The following is a 20,925-nucleotide window of genomic DNA, read 5'->3' as shown; positions in this document are numbered from 1 at the left end:
AATCGAGTGGAGTGCCAGAGAACAGATCGCTCCTTTGATCACCCGCGATCCCTTCCGCTTTAAACATCGGCTCTTTTGTCGGACATCGAGTGCCGAACGGTGGTGATCCACCCCAGATAGCCTGATTTTTACCTTAAACATCAGAGGTATTGCTATTTGTGTGCTGGTGCCGCACTATGACTCGAGTCACCTCCCGTAGTGGCCAGTGCGCACGAGGGACGCGATTCGCCCCGGTCGCCCATCACCGCACTGTTGCGCCGCACTGTGAGCCCCGGAAGAAATGGAAGCTGGATGAAACGCATCGGAGTCGACGTCGGCGGAACATTTACCGACCTTGTTCTGTGGGACGACGACGGCACAGTCGTCGTGCACAAGACACCCTCGACCGGACACGACCCGTCGATCGGCACCATGGCGGGTATCGAGGTGCTCGCCGAGCGCGCCGGCATCGACTCGTCGCAGATCGACATGTTCTTCCACGGCACCACCGTCGCGACGAACATCGTTCTCGAACACAACGGCTGCGACGTCGGCATGATCACCACCGAGGGCTTCCGCGACCTGCTGCACATCGCTCGCAAGAAGCGACCGCTCAACTACTCCAACTACCAGGACCTGCCCTGGCAGAAGTGGCAATTGGTGCCGCGTCGCAACCGTCGCGTGGTGCCCGAGCGCATCGACGCCGCGGGCCGGGTGCTGCTCGAACTCGACGAAACCGCCGTGCGAGAACAGGTTCGACTACTGCGCGAGCGTGGCGTCCAGGCCATCGCGGTGGCGTTCCTGCACGCCTACCGCAACCCGACCCATGAGCGTCGCGTCAAGGAGATCATCCTCGAAGAGTTCCCCGAGGTGTTCATCTCGCTGTCGAGTGAGGTCGCGCCCCAGTACCGCGAGTACGAACGCTTCTCGACCGCCGCGCTCAACGCCTTCATCGGCCCCAAGACCTCGAACTACATCGATAACCTCGCGAAGAAAGCGGCCGTCGCCCAGATCGGCGACGACGTGCACCTGATGACTTCCGCCGGTGGTCTCGTCACCTCACGCAGCGCCAGCGAGATTCCCGTGTCACTGCTGACCAGCGGCGTCGTCGCCGGTCTGCTCGGCGGATGCGCGATCGGCAAGGCGTCGGGATACCCGAGCGTCATCACCCTCGACGTCGGCGGAACCTCCGCGGACGTCGGCGTGGCACCGGACGGCGCGCTGCGCATGAAGCACCTCCTCGACACTCGCATCGGCGATTACCACGCCATGGTGCCGATGGCCGAGGTCGACACCATCGGTGCGGGCGGTGGCTCCATCGCCGTAGTGGACGACGGCGGCATGTTCCGCGTCGGGCCGCGCAGCGCGGGCGCGGTTCCAGGACCCGCGTGCTACGACAACGGCGGAACCGAGCCGACCTCGACCGATGCGATGGTGACGATGGGCTGGCTGCGGGAAAAGAGTTTCCTGTCGGGCACCATGGCGGTCAAACCCGAGCTCGCCCGCGACGCCATCCAGACCCAGGTCGCCGACAAGCTCAACACGTCGATCGATGAAGCCGCCATGGGAATCTTCAAGATCCTCGCGCACTCGATGACCGAAGCGATCAGCCTGCACTCGGTCCGCAAAGGCTATGACCCACGCGACTTCTCGCTGATCGCCGAGGGGGGTGCCGGACCGCTGTTCGCCTGGCAGATCGCCGACCAGCTCGGCATACCGCGCGTCATCGTGCCAGGACACCCCGGAATCACCTCCGCTGTCGGCCTGCTGACCACCGACATCCGCTACGAAGTCCCCACCACGGTGTGGACCTCCTCCGCGGACCCCGATGTGCGGCTGCTCAACGAGCAGATGGATCGGCTGTCACGCGAAGCCACCGCACAACTGGAAGCCGACAAGGTTCCTGCCGAGAACATCACCCTCGAACGAAGCGTCGACTGCCGGTACGTGGGACAGGGATACGAACTACGGGTACCCGCACCGGACGGCGAGATCGACAGCGTGTGGGTCAAGGCGACGGTGGAAGCCTTCCACGAGGCGCACGGACGCGCGTACTCGCAGCGTTTCGACGACAAGTCCGTGCAGCTCATCAACATTCGCGTGACCGGTGTCGGCGCGGTGCCGCACGTCCGGATCGCCGAGATCGAGAAGGGCGACGCCGACGCGTCGGCCGCGATCAAGACGAGGACGCCCGCGTTGTTCTGGCGCGACGACAGCTCCGCGCCCGAATGGGTCGACACACCGGTCTACGAGCGGGAATTGCTGTTGGCGGGCAACAAGTTCCAGGGACCAGCGATTGTCGAGCAGTTCGACTCCACCACCATCATCGGCATGAACCAGCACGCCACCGTCGACGCGGTCGGCCACATCATCATCGAGAGGAACACCCGGTCATGAGCAAGACATTGATGCCGAAGACGGGAGTGTCGCTCGCCGGTGCGGCGACCCGCAGCTGGAACGACGTCGAGGTCGATCCGATCACCCTGCGCGTCATCGGCGGAGCCCTACAGTCGATGGCCAAAGAGATGGCTCAGATCCTCTACCGCATGGCCTACTCCAGCCTCATCCGTGAGTCGGAGGATCTCGGCGCGGGAATCTTCGACGTCAACGGCCGTGAGCTGTGCGAGTCCGATTCCACACCGATGCACTGCGGTTCGATTCCTGCTTACATCCGCGGGGTCAACCGCAAGCTCGCCGGAACGTACAAGCCAGGCGACATCATTTTGCACAACCACCCGTACCACGGCGCCGCGCACTCGCCCGACTACGGCATCATCATCCCGATCTTCTGGGGAGGCCAGCACATCGGCTTCGCCGGATGCACCGGTCACGTGTCCGACGTCGGCGGAAACTTCCCAGGACTGTGCATGGACGTCGTCGATGTGTGGGCCGAAGGCAAGCTCATGGATTCGATGAAGATCTATGACGCCGGAGTGCGCAACGATTACCTCATCCAGCACATCCTCGACAACGTTCGCACACCCGAACAGAACCGAGGCGACCTCGAAGCGCTCATCGCCTGCTCGCGCATCGGCGAGAAGCGTTTCATCGAACTGCTGGAGAAATACGGCCTCGACACGGTGATGAGCGCGGCCGAGCGTTGGATGGACTACTCGGAGAACATGCTGCGCAGTCGAATTCGGGAGATACCGGATGGCAGCTACGAAGCTCCCCTCGGCTATCTCGACGACGACGGCAAGAACCGCGACGTTGCGCTGAAGGTCGCCGTCCGCGTGCAGGTGGAGGGCGACAACGTCCTCATCGACCTGACCGGATCCAATGATCAGGTGCCCACCGCGTTCAACGTTCCATTCGAAGGCTCTGTGCTTCCTGTCGCGGTCTCGGCCATCCGCACGATCCTGCTGGACGAGGCGTTGACCGAGGAGTTCGTGCCCCAAAACGACGGATGCTTCCGTCCGGTCAAGGCGTACGCCCCGGAAGGATCGATCTTCAACCCCGCTTTCCCTGCCTCGTGCTTCGCACGATTCTCCCAGGTGAACCGGATTTTCGACTCGATCAACCTGGCGCTCGCGCCGGTACTTCCGGACTCCGCGGTCGCCGGATCCTCGGCCGCGCTCTGCGCCATCGCCTACTCCGGAATCGCGCCGGACGGCGAGTCGTACTGGGTGTACATCGAGATCAACGAGGGCTCCTACGGCGGCCGCAACGGCAAAGACGGGATGGATGCCGTGGATGCCCTGATGGCGAACACGCGCAACAACCCCATCGAGGAACTGGAACTCAATCACGCCATGCGCGCGCTGCGGTACGAACTGCGTGACGAGGCTCCGGCCCCGGGACAGTGGCGCGGTGGCATCGGCAGCGTTCGCAAGTGGCTGATGGAAACCGATACCTTCCTCGGGTCCGAAGCCGACAACCGGTCCGATCCGCCCGCGGGCGCACTGGGTGGCCAGGACGGTGTCGCGGGCTCGTTCACTCGTAACGCGGGCACCGACAGCGAGGAGGTGCTGTACTCGAAGGTGACCCAGGAGACGATCCTGGCCGGTGAGACCCTGGAGATCAAGTTGCCTTCCGGCGGCGGATTCGGTGATCCGTTCCTGCGCGACAAGTTCCAGGTACTCAGCGATGTCTGGGATGAATACATCACCGCCGAGGACGCTCGTCGCGACTACGGAGTCGTCGTCGACACCGAGGCGTGGACGGTGGACGAGGCAGCCACCGAACGCCTGCGCGCGAGGAGCACGGTCTGAGCGAGTCGAAGCGGGGCAGGGCCGAAGACGATCGCGGCCCTGCCCCGCGCTCATCGGATGCCGTGCTGAACAGCGTCGTCACCTGGATCGATGCCCCCGAGACAGCCACTGACGGGCCACTTTCGGGCATGCGCGTCGGAGTCAAGGACAATATCGACGTGGCGGGTGTCGCGAGCACCTGTGGGTCCCGGTTCTTCGCCGATCGCATCGCGCGCACCGACGCGGATGTTGTGCGCCTGCTGCGCGCCGCCGGTGCGATCGTGACAAGCAAGCTGAACATGGCGGAGTTCGCCGTGGGTGTGACGTCGCAGAATTCGGCCGCGGGTGGGGTGCGAAACCCCTGGGATCTCGAGCGGGTGCCCGCGGGTTCCAGCGGGGGGTCGGGAGCCGCCGTCGCGGCCGGTCTCGTCGACGCGTCGTTGGGTACCGACACCGGCGGGTCGGTCCGACTGCCCGCCTCGGCCTGTGGCGTCGCGGGTTTGCGGCCGACGTGGGGTGCGATCAGCAACGGCGGCGTATTTCCGGTCAGTGCGCGGTTCGACACGGTCGGGCCGATGGCACGACGGGTCGCCGATGTCGCGCGCGTCTTCGATGTGCTGACAACGCGTCGAGTGACCAGCGGCGCTGCGGCCCGAAGAGTCGGTGTCCCGAGGACTTTCATCACCGACGACATCGATCCCGCCATCGCGGCGGCGGTAGAGACCGTGGCCGGTGCGATGGCGCGGCTCGGGTACGAGATCGTTCCCATCGATATTCCGGGCGTCGAGGACGCTCAGGATGTCGTCTATACGCTGCTCTATTCCGAGGTGGCACAGCTGCATCGAGATCGGCTCGCGCGCAGTCCTTCCCTGTTCCAGAAGGCCACGTTCGAGCGAGTCTCGTTGGGGCTCGACATCAGCGAATCACAGCGGGCAGCGGCGGAATCGAGCCTGCTCCGCTACCGGCGCACCCTCGCGCGGACCTTCGGCGAAGTCGATGTGGTCCTTACTCCGACGATGCCGATCGATGTGCCCCCCGTCGAGGAGAGCGACGACGTCGTCGCCCAGTCACGACGGATGGGTCAGTTCAGCTACCCGTGGTCATTGCACGAGGGGCCCACGCTCGCGATCCCCGTTGGTTTCCATCCGGAATCCGGCATGCCCATCGGTGCGCAACTGACCGCGGCGGCGGATCGAGAAGCGCAACTGTTCGAACTCGGGCAGCGATATCAACAGATAACCAACTGGCACAACGTGATTCCGCCGATCATGATGGGCTGAACGCTGTCTGGTCGGTTCCCGTTTCCCCGCGCGGGGCTCGGCCCCGGGCACGTACTCCGAGCGGCGTCCTTGACCTGAAGCATGGTCGAGGTCTTAATCTCGATTCCCTCGAGCCAAGGGAGTAGAGACATGCACATTATCGAAGCCGTCGTCACCGCAACGGATCTCGAAGCCGCCGCCGGATTCTACCGTGGTCTGCTCGAACTTCCCGTCACCGAGCACCCCGACGGCATCGCCATAGACATCGGTAGCAGCAGGCTGATCGTGGTCGAGGGGGCACCGTTCCAGGGTGTGCACCATCTTGCGTTCGGTATTTCACCGCACGATTTCGAGCAAACAGCCTGGCCGGTTGCTCTTTCGCAGTCTTCTGCGTGCCTTGCGTACATGGAAATGCTCGCCGATATTCGCTGCTCTTCCTGATCACTCTCGCCGCGTTCCCGTGGGTAGCTGAATATTGCCTGACCTCGGGCCATTACAGCTTCGAGTCCACAGTTCCGGTGGGAGACACCGCCTGGTTCTGATGCTGGTCCGCACTCGCGACTCCATACCCACACGACAGGTCTATTCACGTCGTCGGAGGCTCGAGAACCCACGAGATTCCGCCGGAGGCGGCCCAACTGCGATCGTGCGCAGCGAATCTCGCGAATCGCGGATCACCATGACCGGCACATCCAGCGGCCAGGAGATCGCGGTTGTGGACGAGATCCGCCCGGAACGGATCCACCATTGGGGTCTGAAGGACTGTTCGCTGGAAAGTTCCTCGCACTGCTGTCGATTCGTCGCTACGCTCGAACCCCATGACTGTCCACGGGGCTCAGGCATGGCAATCCTTCAACGACCGAAACGCGGGACGATCTGCTGATCCGGCTTGGTACGAGGGGGTGCCCGAATGGCTCGAGTACCCGTTGCGAGAGTGGTTGAGTAGCCGACTGGTGGTTAATAACGGGTGGCGCCAGCAGGTTATGGCACGCCTGCGCTACATTCCGCGTGTTCGGTACTGGTACGGCTTCAACGCGCAGGGTGTGCCGACGCACTCACTTCTGGAGTGGGTCGACGCGACGTTACATGTCATGACCCACCGCAGCAGCTACAGGGACAGGTTGATCCCGCGCTATGTCGGGGAGGTAGATGCGGTTCTGCGAGACGGCCGTTCAGTCTGGAAGGTCGGCGCGAGTGGCGACGCTCTGGAGAGACGTCATGACTCGACAGTGACGGCGGCGGCGCGCGACACTACTGAAAGCGCGGTGCGAGCCGGTCGTGACGCGGGGGCGACCCATTTGCGAGCCGCATGGGATGCCGCGTACAGATTCCATCCGGACCCGTCTACGGCCTACCGCGAGGCTATCTTGGCTGTGGAAGCGGCGGCGATCCCGGTTGTTGTGCCGAATCAAGCCGATGCGACGCTGGGACACGTTCTGGGACAGCTCAATCAACAGGGCCATCTCTACCAAATGGCTATCAACGACCGATCAGGAGTATCCCTGCCAATCACGGTGGTGGTTCAGTTGATTCGCCTGTTGTGGGACGGACACACCGACCGCCACGAAGGCGTCACACGCGCGGTGCCGATCACCCGGGAAGCAGCCCAAATGGCAACGCATGCTGCGGTGACTCTTGTTCAGTGGTTCACGTCCGGGGCCATTCGTCGTCTGTGAGCCCAGCATGATTCACTGATGCCGAACGGTGGGCCGTCCCGGCTCGCTGTGGCTCGATGCAGTGACCGGGGGCAATGCGGCATTACTGCGGGTAGCCGGAGGTACGACAAGAGGGGGTCTGGTGCCGATCAGCGTGTCGACCGTGCGAGGTTACGTTCTCGAGGAACTTCTCGCCCGGCTACTGCAGGATAATGGTTATCGGCTTCTCGTTGCGGCGGATCAGGATCGGGAGGCATTGAAGGACAGTGGCAAGGGCTTGCTGGTTCGCGGTCGTGGCACGAATCATCAAGTTGATGTGCTCGGCGAGTTGGATTTACCGCTGCCGTTCTCGTTGCCTCTGCGCTTGTTCGTCGAGGCCAAGCATCGCAACGGACGGCTGGGGATCGAGTACGCACGGAACGCTTATGGGACCATCCGTGACGTAAACGAGTACTACAGCACCTGGACCCCCGGGGCGTATCGAATCCCGATGAAGCGCCACCAATACCAATACGCCCTGTTCTCCGCCAACGGATTCACCAAACCAGCTCAGGAATATGCTCTCGCGCAACAGATCTCACTGATCGACTTGTCCAACCCGGGGTTCTCTGCGCTATTGGATGTCGCCAATGACATCGCCGTCCGGATCGTCGACTTGGCAACCCGTATTGATCTCGCGTCGTTGCCGCTGAACCAAGTCCGGCATGCACTCCGCCACGCTCTGGGCACCTGGCCCGGAAATATCGACGACGAGATATTTCCCGACCTTGCGGGACGCATCAATCTGCTGCTCGGGTCGGCCGCAGAGGCGGTCTTCCCAACTCCAGAATTCGGTCTGGCTGCCGCCGATGACAGGACCCTAGTCGGGTTGCCTGTGATTCAACGGCGCGAAGAACCAGCCGACGAGGACGACGATCTCCCGCTCATGCGGGAACTACCGACTGATCAACTGGCGGATATCGTCACCGCAGTCGGCCAAGTCGCACTGGACCACTTGATTCTCGGGTTCCCGGCGGCGCCGTTCATCCTTGTCCTGCTGGTCGACGACCCCACAGCGTTCAGGGAGTACATCGACAACCCGAGCAATCCGGACCTGCAGGTGTACCTCGAACCCACTGACCACCACAACCGGCCCCGAGGCGACAACCGGGCCTCGAGCAGCGACTGGCAGATCGTGCCCATCGACGGGGCCGGTTTCCGGTTCAGTTTCACCCTCCCCGCCATATTGGCCGATTGGATGCGCAACGGCGAGCTGCCGACCTGGAGCCTGCGGGAAGCCAAGACCACGCTGCTGTCGTCAATCGCGATCGTGCACGGCAGCCGCGTCCTGCGTCTGTTGTACCGGCCTCACCGCGGATAACGCGCACTCTCCGCGTGTGTGGAGCGGACGGCACGCGGACCTACCGTTCTCGAGCGCCCACGGATCGCCACCGAGCGAGATCGCACGCATCATCCGGCCCGCGCGACGCGCCGACCACCGCTAGGACCTGCGCATGATCCGACGACACCAGGACGGCGGCAACGTCGAACCCGCCGCCTGAAAACAACATCGCCCCGCCATCTTCCCTGGAATCCAAGATCACGGCGGGGGGCTATTCGTCGTCTATCGAGCCTGCATCACCAGGTCCCGGTACGGCAGCGTCACTACGTCACCGTCTAGTCCCAGCTCCCGCTCGGCCGCCTCGAGGACGGCGGTGGCCTCGTCGACCTTCGGGGATAGCACCTCGACCTCCACGAAGTCGCCGACGCCGGTGATGTGGTCGATCGACACCAGGGCGCCCTCACGGCGGCGGTAGACCGTGCGATGCTTCTCCACGGTCGCCAGCTCAACCATGCCGATCGCGACGAGAAGATCCTGCGCGGGCTCCGCCTGATCGGGTGCGAGTCGCACGTTGGTCTCATGCTTCGCGATCACCCCGGCATCGCTGTGCGTGCCCTTGTTCGATGGCGGCTTGTACGTTGCCTCGGCGAACTCGCCGCGCCGTCGGATCCGAAGGCACTCTACGGTTTCCATGAAATCCACATCTGGCCGCGAGTAGTACACATCCGTCTCGGCCGTCGATGCCTCGGCGGCGTACCCGAGATCTGCAAGCCGCCGCCGTAGCACGTCTACATCCGGCAGTGCCCGTTTCCGCTCGACCTCGATCAACCGCGTGGTGGTCATCCTCATCCTCTCGACTGAATCGCCGCGTGCACCCGCGCCAGACTTGGCTTGCTGCACAGCGTTCGAATTGCGCTCAATCCCCTCATGAGCACATCGGTGTCCCCCAAAGGGACGTGCTGGAACAGCACCAGCTGCTTGGCGTCGTCCATCGGATTGGACAACCGCTTGGTGAGGAACCGATTGTAGTAGTGCCGCCGGTTCTTCAGAATGTCATCGCACCCGACCGGGATCAGCACGGTGTCGCGGTGTGCTTCGACCGAATGTGTGGCCATCGCGGCGAGCAGTTCGTCAACAGTCATGTACGCGTAGGTCTCGCGACCCTCGCGGGCAAGCCATGCTTCCCACGTCGCGAGGCAATCGGGCTCGCCCTGTTCGGCCTTGGCGAGGAACGCCATCAGGACGAGGTCGGTCACCTCGTCGAAGATGTCCCCGTCGACCGTTTGATGGCCGGCGTAGGGTTCGCTGACCGCACCGAGCATCGCCCGTTGCGCTTCGCTGAGCCAGTCGGTTTCGGTGAATGCGAAGTGGACGCGTTTGTGCCCGGACGCGAAGTCGAGCCAGTCGGCGGCCAGTTGCCCGTCCAGGACGGGCCGGAATCCGAGAACGCCGGATCGCCAGACGTGATCGCGCAGGGTGATGTAGTGGCGCTGCACTTCTCGGAACAACCCGATCGGCGCGGTGATCACCGCGCACGTGCGGATGTCCAGTTCCTCAACAGGGGTGATGCGGGAGTTCTGCCGCGCCACCAGTTCGTCGTCGAGGTGATGGTAGGGGTGTGTTCCGTGCTCGAGGTATTGGCTGACGAACATGCGCAGGAACAGCAGCCAGGACTGCGACCCGTAGGACTGGACGACTCGCTCATGCAGGGACGGCGCGTCGACGGCGTAGATGTCGCGGTAGGCGAAGAACCCATAGGGGCCCAACACGGCCGGGAGCATACGCATCATGGCATGCAAGCCGTTGTACCCACCGCCGTAGGAATACACCTCGTGCATGAGCGCGGATGCGCTGATCACGTCGACAGGTTCAGCGAGTAGGGTGCCGATGTCCTGCGCGAGACCATGTGTGAGGACACAGGAGCCCGCTGCCCCGAACTCGTCGATCGCCCGTAGGAGCGACTGCGACACCACGCCGGGTGCTTCGATCAGGGTTAGGTCAACTGCGGTGTTCGACTCTCGCAGTTGCGCGGCGAGGTGTTCCACCGCCGACCCACCGCCGGGCCCGATCTCCACCATGCGCGGCCGGGCGTGCTGCACACGGCCGAGCGCGCGGTGCGCGAGCAGACCCTTTTCGGCGCCGTGGTCGTTGGCCGCGAGATCGAGGTAGGCGGACGTGGTCTTCTGTGCTTGCGGAAAGGTTTTCATGGGCGTCCTCCGGTTCCCCTGCCCACAGGTTCAGATCGAGTGCTGGCCGCTACTGCGCCCATCGGGGTCGATGTCTGCGGGGTCGAGGACCCGCCCGTCCTCGCCGACCATCGCGACCGTGCCGTCATCGCGCCGCAACCAGCCCTGCGGCTCTTCCGGCCGGTTGGCCTCGTCCCAGGTGATGCGCCAGCGCTTCACCGGACCGCCGACCCGTAAGCAAGCGCGCCGAGGTACTGCGGGCATCCACCGTGACCGGCGGGGGCGGACATCAAATAGCGGGCGTGCTCCAGGCTCTCGACGTTCGGTCGGCTGTAGCAGTCGGCCGCGTTGATCGCCCACCGTGAGCGGACCGCAGCGGGGGCGACGACGTTCACGACTCGGCCTCGGTGTCGAGGCCGCGCAGCGCCTTGGCGACGCGGCGGAGGATGTCGATCTCGGCGTCCGGGACATCCTCCAACACCCGCGCGGCTTCCGCGAGGGTGGTCGGCGCGCTCATCGGGCGCGACCCGTGTCCGGCACGATGCGCCCGGCATCGACCAGTCTTTCCCACGCGCACCGCTTGCAGGCACAGCCGTCGACCCGGCAGACGCGGTGATCCTGCATGAGCTGATGGGCTTCGAGGATTGTGAGGGGATTGGGTGGGACGCTGTGGGACAGCGGAGCCCAGATGTCCGCCTCGTCGAGCAGTGCGACGGTGTTGATCTCGATCATCGGAGACCTCATTGCGTTGTGTGTTGGGTTGGGGCACTCGCCGCCGGGGGCCTGATCCGGGGGAGATAGGCGCGCCCCGACGGCGAGTGCTACCAAGGAGTTTCGTGGCCCAACTGGTGCTGACGTGGTGCTGCTTTGGTGGTGTCGTGGTGGTTTTCGGCAGCTACAGTGGTCCGCACCACTACGTCATCAGGGGATCGCATGGCTAACGTCGGGGAGTGGACTGGATCGGAAGTGCTGGCCCTTCGTCAGTCACTCCGTATGAGCCAGGCCAAATTCGCAGCCAAACTCGGCGCCCACATTCGCACCGTCAAGGCTTGGGAGGCAGGCGGTGGGATCGCCAACGTCTACCAAGCCGCCCTCGACACAACGCTGTCGAGAGCATCCGATGAGATCGTGGGCGCCTTCTGGGCACGGCTACGCCCCGATCAGGAGGACGATGTGGATCGCCGTCAGATGCTCTCAACCGCTGATATTGGGTTCGCCGCCATTGGGTTAGGTGGTGACGCAGCGCGCGGCGAATGGCTGCTGTCGGGTGCTGGCCGCCCGGACGCATGGGCGTTGGAATGCGTCCGCACCACCCTGCACGCGGCGATGCTGCTCGATGACGCGCTGGGATCGCCTGCCGCGCACGGGATGGTCCTCGCTCAGCAGCATTTGACCGAGGCAATGCTGCGCGAATCCCCGGCCGACCTCCGGCAGCCGATGCTTGCCCTGCACGCGGAATGGTTGGGGTTCGCGGGCGCGTTGGCGTGGGACCAACTCGACTACCGCACGGCGGCACGCTTGTACAACCTCGCCCGCGATTACGCACACGAGGCAGAGGACAGCGACGGGGCGGGATACATGCTGTGCCATCTGTCGCAGCTCGCGATCTGGGAGGGTAAACCGCGTATCGCGGTGGATCACGCTGTCGCGGCACGGAGTTGGGTCGCGCAGTCGAACGACCGCGCCTTGCGCGCCTACGTGGCGATGCGGGCGGCGGAGGCGTACGCGACGGCGGGACAGCGACGCGGTTGCCATGATGCGTTGGAGGATGCGGCACGCGACATGGACGGGCTCCCAACTGGTCTGACCCCGGCCGAGTCCCGCGCGTACTTCGTGTCGGACCCGTTCCTGGAGTCGTACCGGGGCCAGTGCTTCTCATTGCTCGGCGACGGCGTCCAAGCGGTGACGTCGTCTCGGCGGGCGATTGCGGCGATCGAGCCGACCCGCACTCGTGACAAGGCGATCACGATGTTGGAGTTGGAGCGCGCACTGATTCAGGTTGGCGATATCGATGAGGCCGCCGCGTCGGTGGTGCAGGCGGTGGATCTGACCGAGCGCAACCGATCGCCACGTCTGGCGACCGCGATCACCGACGGGCGGCGGGCACTGTCACCGTGGGCAGCCTCCCAAGCTGTTCGGGAGCTGGATGCACGGCTGTCCGCTCGCGATATCGTGATCGTGTGAGTGATCGCGAAGCCGAGGTGATGGTGCAACTCGCCCGCGCCCGCGCCGAGTTGGCAGGCACCGGCGAGGAGAACGTGCGCAGCGGTGGCGGACGATCACCGCGACGCTCGGACAGGTTCAAGGCCGCGAAGGCGGCGATCCACCGCGCCGAGCAGGCGCGTAATCGGCTGCTCGTGGAGTTGGCTGGCGACGCCGAAACCGTCCCGATAGCGCTCGCTAAGCGTCTCGGCCTGACGGGGCGCGAGGCTGCGCACATCATCGACACTGCCCGGACGGGCTCATCCCGGCTGCGGGGTCACGTGCTCGGAGGCTGATCCCGACAGTCGCCCCACGCAGCCGGAGTGCGTGGGGCGACTGTCGCGGATACCGTGGGATAAATGTGGGGTTGAGTCGATTCCCCGTGTTTCGGTGGAGTGGCGAGAACGCCGGGTACCTGCCAATATAGGTGCGCCATCAGGGACTTGAACCCCGAACCCGCTGATTAAGAGTCAGCTGCTCTGCCAATTGAGCTAATGGCGCCTGCGCCGATGTTCTGGCGCGGCACAAAGATTAACAGGTCGGGGGCGCAGAAGTGAAATCGCGCTCTGAGCTGCGCGGGGGCTCGTGTGGGGACGGTGTAACGGCGGGGGCGCGGATATGTATCCCCACCGAGTAACACCACGGTGACGACCTTGTTTTGGCGTTGGTCGGGGCGTGCGGGACTGGCAGACTGTCAGGACGTGGTCTCGACGGCACGTGAACGTGGTCGCGAGTGGTCGAGATCCGAAGCCATCGGTGCGGATCGGGCGCATCGAGACTTGAAACGGGGTTGGTTATGAACGTTGGTCATCGTCGGAGTCGATCGAGCGCGCGGCGCACGATCAAGCGAATGTTGACACCCGGCGTGCTGGTCGCCGTGACCACCCTCGCCTCGGCGGTCGCGCTGACGGCGTGTTCGCCCTCCCAAGCGGCACAGCCAGCCGCGCCGGTCGAGCGCAATCCCGTCACCGCACTGCTGCAACCAAAGTTGTTGTCCCCGCTGAAAGATGGCGACGCCGGAGTCTCTCCCGGATTCCCGGTCAGCGTCGGCGTCGAGGACGGCGCGTTCACCAACGTCACCCTCACCGATCCGCGCAACCAACCCGTCGCGGGCGAACTGGCCGCCGACGGCCGCTCCTGGGTGAGCACCGAGGCGCTCGACTACAACAGCACCTACCGACTACAGGCGAACGCGATCGGCCTGGGTGGCACCGCCTCCACCGCGGTGAATTTCACCACGAGCAAGCCGCGCAATCAGACCAGGCCGTACCTGATCCCCGGCGAAGGCGAGGTGGTCGGGGTCGGCCAACCCGTCGCGGTGTCGTTCGACGAGAACATCCCCGACCGCAAGGCCGCGCAGGATGCGATAAAGATCACCACGAATCCTCCGGTGGAGGGCGCCTTCTACTGGGTCAACCAGCACGAGGTGCGGTGGCGACCGGAGAACTTCTGGGCTCCGGGCACCACGGTCACCATCGACGTCAACGCTTACGGCAGGGATCTCGGCGCTGGCCTGTTCGGACAGGACAGCATCCACTCGTCCTTCACAGTCGGCGAACCGCTGATCTTCACCGCCGACGACAACACCAAACAGGTCGTCGTCGAGCAGAACGGCCAGGTGGTGCGGACCATGCCCACCTCGATGGGTAAGAACTCCGCGCCCACCGACAACGGCATCTACATCATCGGCGATCGCCACCGCCAAATCGTGATGGACTCCTCCACCTACGGCGTCGCGGTCGCCTCCGCCGACGGCTACCGCACCCCGGTCGAGTTCGCGACCCGAATGTCCTACAGCGGCATCTTCTTCCACTCCGCACCGTGGTCGCTGGGCCAACAGGGCTACGCCAACACCAGCCACGGCTGCCTGAATCTCAGCCCCGCCGACGCGCAATGGGTCTTCGAGAACTCCAAGCGTGGTGACATCGCGATCGTCAGGAACACCGTCGGCCCCACCCTGTCCGGCGTCGATGGTCTCGGCGACTGGAACGTCCCGTGGGCGGAATGGAAAGCGGGCAACGCGGAAGCCGACCTCTGAGGCGGACGCATCACCGCGCACACCGAACCCACAGCTAGGGTTAGTCGCGTGTCCGACAAATTGATGGTGTGGGTGGATTGCGAGATGACCGGCTTGCGCTTGGACAGCGACAAGCTGATCGAGGTGGCCGCCCTGGTGACCGACAGCGATCTGAACGTCCTCGGCGACGGTGTCGACATCGTCATCCACGCGGATGACGACGCGCTGGCCGCGATGCCCGACGTGGTGACCCAGATGCACGAGCGTTCCGGGTTGACCGAGGAGGTCCGCCGTTCCACGGTGAGCATCGAGCAGGCACAGCAGCAGGTGCTCGACTACATCAAGCAGTACGTCTCCGCGCCGGGCACGGTGCCGTTGGCGGGCAACTCGATCGCCACCGACCGCGGCTTCATCGCCCGCGACATGCCCGAGCTGGACGCGTTTCTGCACTACCGGCTGATCGATGTGAGCTCGATCAAGGAGCTGTGCCGCCGCTGGTACCCGAGGGTGTATTTCGGCCAGCCGGAGAAGGGCCTGACCCACCGCGCACTGGCCGACATCAAGGAGTCGATCCGCGAACTCCGGTACTACCGCCGCACCGCGTTCGTCGCGGCTCCCGGCCCGTCCACGGAGGAGGTCGCGGCGGTCACCGCGGAGATCACCGGAACGGCCCCGGCATCACCGCAGGTAGAAACGCCGACGAAAACCGATTAGGGACTAGCGGGGGTAACACGCTAGTATCGACGTCGCCGGTTACGACCGGCCATGGTGGGCGTAGTTCAGCTGGTAGAGCACCAGGTTGTGATCCTGGATGTCGCGGGTTCGAGCCCCGTCGCTCACCCCAGATGATCCGGGAGGTTCGAGAAATCGAGCCTCCCGGATCTTTTTTGTCCGCGTCCGTGTGTACGTCAGCCGGTAGCCCTGCCCGCAGTTGCCGGTCGTGGGGGTTGCGTCGAAGCCGCGAACGACCTGGCCCAGACTCTCAGACTCTCGGCATCGATCGGGTCGTCGGATGCTCCTGCGTGGTGATCGCGCAGTGAATCGGCCCGTCGTCGGCGCGGCGCCTCGGTGCGCCCGCGTCGGTGGACAGCGGCACACTCGTCCCCGAAGGTCGAGGATCAACCGTGTCGCGACGCGCTCTCGGGTGCGGGGATCGCTACAGGAGAATGCGCCGCAATACGAAGTTCAATACATTCTCTGTTTTAGAGAATGTAATTCTCGCATTTGAAATGCGTCAGAGTCCAATCTGACGCTCACTACCTGGTCCATAGTGCGCACATCGTGATAATGTGATTACCGTAATTGGACATGGTGATTACCCACCGAACGAGGTGGGCGTCGCCCGTGGGTCGCGGCAACAGCTCGCCGAACGGATACCCCGGTCCACGCGGTAACTGATCCATTGGAGGGTCAAATGTCGGTTTCGGCCAGCAATGTGTCGCTGTATCCGCCGGAGGGATTCGGTCCGCCGAAGGACCGGCGCGGACGAGCCTCGGGACCTTCGGGTCTACCGGAGGGGACGCAGGTGTTCTCGGCGGACAACCACATCTCGTTGGCCGACGACATCTTCTACGAACGGTTTCCGGCGAACCTCAAGGACCGCGCGCCGCGCGTCTGGTACGAGGAGGGGGCCTACCAGCTGGGCATGCAGGGGAAATCGTTCCTGCCAGGCGATTTCAGTCATGTGCTCATGCAGTACGACCCGCTGGACGGCTCGGGAAGCACCCACCTGGACGCGCGCATGCGCGATATGCGCGAGGACGGCATCGCCAAGGAACTGGCCTTCCCGAACGCGCTACTGGCGCTGTTGTTCTTCCCCGACAAGGAGATTCGCGAACTCGCCTTCCGGGTGTACAACGAGTACATCGCCGAGCTCCAGGAACGCTCCAACGGCAGCTTCTACGGTGTCGGACTGATCAACTGGTGGGATGCCGAGGGCACCCGCCGCACCCTCGACGAGCTGAAGTCGTTGGGGCTCAAAACCTTCCTGATGCCGCTGTCGGCGGGTAAGGACAGCAACAAGCAGCCGATCGACTACGCGAGCACCGCGATGATCCCGGTGTGGGATGTGATCGAGGAGTCCGGTGTTCCGGTCTCCCATCACATCGGTGAGTCACCGCTGTCGAGTCCGTGCGAGGTCAACAGCGTCGCGGTGGGCATGATGCATAATGTGGCGCCGTTCCGAGAGATGTTCGCCAAGTACATCTTCAGCGGAATCCTCGACCGTCACCCCGGCCTGAAGGTCGGCTGGTTCGAGGGCGGCATCAACTGGGTACCTTCGGCCATCCAGGACGCCGAACACATGTTGGCCTCCTTCCGGCACATGTTCGATCGACCGGTCGAGCACGACGTGCGCTACTACTGGGACAACCACATGAGCGCGTCGTTCATGATGGACCCGCTCGGGCTGCGGCTGATCGAGGACGTGGGCATCGATCACGTGATGTGGTCGTCGGACTACCCGCACAACGAGAGCACCTTCGGCTACTCCGAGAAATCGATCGCCGCCGTGGTCGACGCGCTCGGGCCGGACGCGGCGGCCCAGGTCGTGAGCGGCAATGCCGAGAAGTTCCTCGGCCTCTGAATGTCACCGCGCCACCGCCGTTTCCGACGACGGGCGCCCCGCCGACACCACGCGGGCCGACGTCCACGCGCGCCGCGTGCGCGACCCGATTCCTTCCAGCCCGGAGACAACGTGCGATGACTTCACCACCGACCGCAGGCACTGCCACCATCGATATCCCCGAACGGCCCGATCGTGCCAGGATGCGCAGAGAAACGGGTGCGCGACTGCGCGCGACCATGGCTGAGCACGACGTGGGCGCCTTGCTCCTGTTGAACAACAACAATGTCGTCTACGCCTCCGGCGCGAACTGGCCGCTCGGGGACGCCGGACTCGCCCACGTCGAACGACCGGTCGCGGTGGTACTGGCCGATGACCCTGTGCCACATCTGTTCCTGCCGTTTCGCGCCGGTGCCAGCGCCGAATCCGACCTGCCCGCCGATCATCTACACGGCCCGGTCTACCTCGAATTCGACGAGGGCGTCGCGCATTTCGCCGGTGAGCTGGCCGGGTTGGTGCCCTCGGGCGCCACCGTGGCCGTCGACGAATACACCGGCGCGATGCTGCGCGAGCCGCGTCGACTCTTCCCTTCGGGCGCACCGAGTGACGCCGCGGTGATCATCAGCGCCGCCAAGCTGATCAAGACGCCCGACGAACTGTCCTGCATCCGCAACGCCTGCCGCATCACCGAGGAGGCGATGGTCGACGTGCAGGCGGCGTTGGCGCCCGGCATCCGCCAGATCGACCTGTCGGCGAGTTTCGTGCGCCGCGCCTTCGAACTCGGCGCCACCGCCACCATGCTCGACGCCATCTGGCAGGTGATGCCCGACAGCAAGAGCGACGGCGTGTGGACCACCCACGGCGATCTCGCGTTGCCCTTGCTCACCACCGAACGCGAACTGCGCAAGGGCGATGTGCTGTGGACCGACGTGAGCATCACCTACGGCGGCTACTGCTCGGATTTCGGGCGCACGTGGATCGTCGGTGACGAGCCGAACGCGCGTCAGCAGGCGCAGTTCGACCAGTGGTGGGAGCTGATCACCGCGGTGCGTGGCGCCACCCGCGCCGGAGCGACGGCCGCCGACTTGGCCAGGGCGGCCACCGCGGCCAACGGCGGCGCGAAACCGTGGCTGCCGCACTTCTATATCGGGCACGGTATCGGCGTCAGCGCGGCCGAGACGCCGATGATCGGCACCGATCTCGGGCCCGCGTTCGATGAGAACTTCGTGCTGAAACCAGGGATGGTGCTCGTCTTCGAACCCGTGGTGTGGGAGGACGGGACCGGAGGATACCGAAGCGAGGAGATCGTCGTGGTGACCGAAGACGGTTGGATCGGGCTCACCGATTACCCCTACGCCCCCTACGGTCCGACGGGCGGTACCCGCTGATGGCCACCGAGATCCTGCCGGATGATCGTGCGCTGCGCCGTGGGCGGCGCGAGCGCGCGCTGGCCCAGATGCACGCCAACGACCTCGACATCCTCGTCGTCGGCCGACAAGCCAACGCGCGCTACATCTCCGGCGCGCCACAGCTGTGGGTCGCGGGGACCCGACCGTTCGGGCCGGTGGCGACGCTGGTGCGCGAGACCGGGGACGTACACCTGCTGAGTACATGGGACGAGGGCATCCCCGAAGAGATCCCGCACGAGCACCTCTACGGACTGGCGTGGAACCCGTTGACGCTCATCGAAGTACTGCGCAATATCGAGGGCGCGCAGACCGCGCGGCGGGTCGGGGTCGATTCTTTGTCCCCCTCGTTCGCCCAGTTGCTGCCGCAGGCGTTCCCGAATGCCGAATTGGTCGACGGGGAACTGGCTTTACGTGCCGCGCGCCGGATCAAGACGCCCGAAGAGATCCTCGCGCTGCGGGCAACCTTGCGGGTCGCCGACGCGGGTTTGGCGGCCGCGGTGGCGCAACTGCGCGTCGGCGTCGACGAACAGACCTTGGCCGGTGTGCTCTTGGAAGCGATGGCCGCGGGCGGGGTGAGTACACCCGCCACCCAGGACGCGGCGTGGGTGACCTCACGCGAACACCCCTGGCAACGGGTCGGCGGCGACCGACGCACCACACCCGGTGACCTCGTAGCGTTCGCGTCGGGGGTACTCGGCGACGGTTACATCGGCGAGGTCGGCAGGACCTGGCCGGTCGAGGGCGGCGACACCGCAGCCACCGGAAAGCTCTATGGTCGGTGGAACGCGTTGTGGGACAAGCTACTCGATGCCTGCAAGGCGGGTGCGTCGGCGAATGCCCTGCTCGCCGCGTACGAATCGGCGGGGGAAGCGCTGCCGCCCATGCCGGTCGCGCGCGGACTCGGACTCGGCTTCGATCCGCCGGTAATTTCCCAGCACCTGCCCGCCACAGCGGCCGAGGAGCTATTGGAGCCGGGAATGGTCTTGGCGGTCACCGGCTATGTCTGGGAGGAAGGTGTCGGCGCGGTCTTCGGCCGTGACGCGGTGCTCATCACCGAGGGCGGACCCGAGGTGTTGACCGACAGTCCCGCGTGGAAGGGATAGCCGACATGTCCGATCCCGCACCCGAAGACATCATCCTGTTCGAGAAGGATCCGAAGACCAGGATCGCCACGATCACCTTCGATCGACCGGAACACCTGAACGCGCCGACGGCGGCGGCCCGGCTGCGTTACGCCGAACTGCTGCACCGTTGCAATATCGATGACGACGTGAAGGTCCTGGTGGTGCGCGGTGTCGGCGAGGACTTCGGCACCGGCGCGGATCTGCCGGAGTTCATGGCCAACCAGAAAGCCGAGGATCCCACCCGCCGGCTGCGGGAATTCAAGCTCGACCCCGAGGACGTCACCTTCCCGCCACGCGGATCGTTCCGCTTCGGCGCCTCGGTGAGTCAGTGGTATGCCAACCCGCAGGCTGGTTGTCGCAGTTTGCAGGAGTTCAAAAAGATCAGCATCGTGGAGACCAAGGGCTACTGCTACGGCTGGCATTTCTATCAGGCCACCGACGCCGATCTCGTGATCTCCTCCGACGACACGCTTTTCGGCCATCCGTCGTTTCGGTACTACGGCTGGGGTCCGCGGATGTGGACGTGGGCGCAGATGATCGGCCTGCGCAAGTTCCAGGAGATGGTGTTCACCGGGCGTCCGTTCACCGCATCCGAGATGGACGAGTGCAATTTCATCAACAGCATGGTGCCCAGGGACGAACTCGAGGCCGAGACCGCGAAATACGCCCAGGCGTGTGCGCGTAATCGGCCGGTGGACACGGTGTTTCAGCAGAAGGTGTTCTTCGAGGTGATGAAGCAGCAGCAGGGCGAGTACATGGGCAGCCTGCTCAGCGGCTTCTTCGAGTCGATGGGTGGCTCGGTGCGACCCGACGACGAGGACCTGATGTTGGACGACTCGACGTTCGATCGCGGACTCAACGAGTCGGTGAAGGACAACGACAGCCGGTTCCCTCCGGAATTTCGGCTGAGCAAGTCGGGCCGCGCCCAGGCGCCACAGCAGGCCACCGGGCCGGGTACGGACACAGAAACCGCCGGTCCCACCGGGAATTCGGCATAACCCCTACCGCGTCCGCTCTTCG

At 64.7% G+C, this 20,925-nt stretch carries 20 protein-coding genes and 2 tRNA genes; 15 read left to right on the top strand and 7 right to left on the bottom strand.

All coding sequences use genetic code 11. From position 1 onward, the window contains the following. Window positions 1-291: 291 nt before the first annotated feature. The 6 genes from ABEA50_RS26170 to ABEA50_RS26145 all read left to right on the top strand — a co-directional run bounded on the left by ABEA50_RS26170 (window position 292) and on the right by ABEA50_RS26145 (window position 8,443). Window positions 292-2,376 (top strand): hydantoinase/oxoprolinase family protein, encoded by a 2,085-nt coding sequence (locus ABEA50_RS26170; protein ID WP_345498734.1) that lies wholly within the window; start codon window positions 292-294, stop codon window positions 2,374-2,376. After that, on the top strand, window positions 2,373-4,190 hold the full coding sequence (locus ABEA50_RS26165; RefSeq protein ID WP_345498733.1) for a hydantoinase B/oxoprolinase family protein: 1,818 nt from the start codon (window positions 2,373-2,375) through the stop codon (window positions 4,188-4,190). The genes ABEA50_RS26170 and ABEA50_RS26165 overlap by 4 nt, the downstream gene beginning before the upstream one ends. Before the next feature lie 62 nt (window positions 4,191-4,252). Then, window positions 4,253-5,449, top strand: coding sequence for an amidase (locus ABEA50_RS26160; RefSeq protein WP_345498732.1), 1,197 nt, complete (start codon window positions 4,253-4,255; stop codon window positions 5,447-5,449). Window positions 5,450-5,578: 129 nt separating this feature from the next. Further along, window positions 5,579-5,869, top strand: a complete 291-nt coding sequence (locus ABEA50_RS26155) for a VOC family protein (protein ID WP_345498730.1) — start codon at window positions 5,579-5,581, stop codon at window positions 5,867-5,869. A gap of 377 nt (window positions 5,870-6,246) precedes the next feature. Continuing rightward, window positions 6,247-7,104 (top strand): hypothetical protein, encoded by an 858-nt coding sequence (locus ABEA50_RS26150; protein ID WP_345498729.1) that lies wholly within the window; start codon window positions 6,247-6,249, stop codon window positions 7,102-7,104. A gap of 121 nt (window positions 7,105-7,225) precedes the next feature. Continuing rightward, window positions 7,226-8,443 carry a hypothetical protein gene (locus ABEA50_RS26145; RefSeq protein WP_345498728.1) on the top strand — a complete coding sequence of 406 codons (1,218 nt, stop codon included), beginning with the start codon at window positions 7,226-7,228 and terminating at the stop codon, window positions 8,441-8,443. Between the two features lie 243 nt (window positions 8,444-8,686). On the opposite strand, the gene cyaB is transcribed toward ABEA50_RS26145, so the two are convergent. Genes cyaB through ABEA50_RS26115 form a run of 6 tightly spaced genes read right to left on the bottom strand, consistent with a single transcriptional unit; the run spans window position 8,687 to window position 11,322 of the window. Next, window positions 8,687-9,232 carry a class IV adenylate cyclase gene (gene cyaB / locus ABEA50_RS26140; protein WP_345498727.1) on the bottom strand — a complete coding sequence of 182 codons (546 nt, stop codon included), beginning with the start codon at window positions 9,230-9,232 and terminating at the stop codon, window positions 8,687-8,689. 17 nt (window positions 9,233-9,249) lie between these two features. Beyond that, a complete protein-coding gene (locus ABEA50_RS26135) occupies window positions 9,250-10,611 on the bottom strand; it encodes a hypothetical protein (protein ID WP_345498725.1) in 1,362 nt (453 codons plus the stop codon). Between the two features lie 30 nt (window positions 10,612-10,641). Next, complete coding sequence (locus tag ABEA50_RS26130) at window positions 10,642-10,809, bottom strand: hypothetical protein (RefSeq protein WP_345498724.1); 168 nt, start codon at window positions 10,807-10,809, stop codon at window positions 10,642-10,644. After that, complete coding sequence (locus ABEA50_RS26125) at window positions 10,806-10,985, bottom strand: hypothetical protein (RefSeq protein ID WP_345498723.1); 180 nt, start codon at window positions 10,983-10,985, stop codon at window positions 10,806-10,808. Before ABEA50_RS26125 ends, ABEA50_RS26130 begins: the two co-directional genes overlap by 4 nt. Further along, window positions 10,982-11,107 (bottom strand): hypothetical protein, encoded by a 126-nt coding sequence (locus ABEA50_RS26120; RefSeq protein WP_345498722.1) that lies wholly within the window; start codon window positions 11,105-11,107, stop codon window positions 10,982-10,984. The genes ABEA50_RS26125 and ABEA50_RS26120 overlap by 4 nt, the downstream gene beginning before the upstream one ends. Further along, a complete protein-coding gene (locus ABEA50_RS26115; RefSeq protein ID WP_345498721.1) occupies window positions 11,104-11,322 on the bottom strand; it encodes a hypothetical protein in 219 nt (72 codons plus the stop codon). Before ABEA50_RS26115 ends, ABEA50_RS26120 begins: the two co-directional genes overlap by 4 nt. Before the next feature lie 261 nt (window positions 11,323-11,583). Between ABEA50_RS26115 and ABEA50_RS26110 the strand changes: the two genes are divergently transcribed. Both ABEA50_RS26110 and ABEA50_RS26105 read left to right on the top strand, forming a co-directional pair. Continuing rightward, window positions 11,584-12,774, top strand: a complete 1,191-nt coding sequence (locus tag ABEA50_RS26110) for a hypothetical protein (protein ID WP_345498720.1) — start codon at window positions 11,584-11,586, stop codon at window positions 12,772-12,774. Beyond that, complete coding sequence (locus ABEA50_RS26105; RefSeq protein ID WP_345498719.1) at window positions 12,771-13,088, top strand: hypothetical protein; 318 nt, start codon at window positions 12,771-12,773, stop codon at window positions 13,086-13,088. Before ABEA50_RS26110 ends, ABEA50_RS26105 begins: the two co-directional genes overlap by 4 nt. Window positions 13,089-13,220: 132 nt before the next feature. On the opposite strand, the gene ABEA50_RS26100 is transcribed toward ABEA50_RS26105, so the two are convergent. Beyond that, window positions 13,221-13,293: transfer RNA gene (locus ABEA50_RS26100), tRNA-Lys, on the bottom strand. A gap of 295 nt (window positions 13,294-13,588) precedes the next feature. On the opposite strand from ABEA50_RS26100, the gene ABEA50_RS26095 reads away from it, so the two are divergent. The 7 genes from ABEA50_RS26095 (at window position 13,589) to ABEA50_RS26065 (ending at window position 20,903) form a co-directional block, all read left to right on the top strand. After that, window positions 13,589-14,830, top strand: a complete 1,242-nt coding sequence (locus ABEA50_RS26095; protein WP_425577715.1) for a L,D-transpeptidase — start codon at window positions 13,589-13,591, stop codon at window positions 14,828-14,830. A 48-nt stretch (window positions 14,831-14,878) separates the two neighbouring features. Continuing rightward, window positions 14,879-15,523 carry an oligoribonuclease gene (orn, locus tag ABEA50_RS26090; protein ID WP_345498716.1) on the top strand — a complete coding sequence of 215 codons (645 nt, stop codon included), beginning with the start codon at window positions 14,879-14,881 and terminating at the stop codon, window positions 15,521-15,523. Window positions 15,524-15,577: 54 nt separating this feature from the next. Further along, window positions 15,578-15,653 (top strand) — tRNA-His (locus tag ABEA50_RS26085). A gap of 570 nt (window positions 15,654-16,223) precedes the next feature. Next, window positions 16,224-17,393, top strand: coding sequence for an amidohydrolase family protein (locus ABEA50_RS26080; protein ID WP_345498714.1), 1,170 nt, complete (start codon window positions 16,224-16,226; stop codon window positions 17,391-17,393). Window positions 17,394-17,509: 116 nt separating this feature from the next. Continuing rightward, window positions 17,510-18,760, top strand: coding sequence for a M24 family metallopeptidase (locus ABEA50_RS26075; RefSeq protein ID WP_345498712.1), 1,251 nt, complete (start codon window positions 17,510-17,512; stop codon window positions 18,758-18,760). Next, window positions 18,760-19,884, top strand: coding sequence for a M24 family metallopeptidase (locus ABEA50_RS26070; protein WP_345498710.1), 1,125 nt, complete (start codon window positions 18,760-18,762; stop codon window positions 19,882-19,884). The genes ABEA50_RS26075 and ABEA50_RS26070 overlap by 1 nt, the downstream gene beginning before the upstream one ends. 5 nt (window positions 19,885-19,889) lie before the next feature. Beyond that, window positions 19,890-20,903, top strand: a complete 1,014-nt coding sequence (locus ABEA50_RS26065) for an enoyl-CoA hydratase/isomerase family protein (protein ID WP_345498709.1) — start codon at window positions 19,890-19,892, stop codon at window positions 20,901-20,903. Window positions 20,904-20,925 lie beyond the last annotated feature (22 nt).

Origin of the sequence: Nocardia callitridis, assembly GCF_039543305.1 — a bacterium.
GTDB classification, from domain to species: Bacteria; Actinomycetota; Actinomycetes; order Mycobacteriales; family Mycobacteriaceae; genus Nocardia; species Nocardia callitridis.
This window is presented reverse-complemented; position numbering and strand designations above follow the sequence as displayed.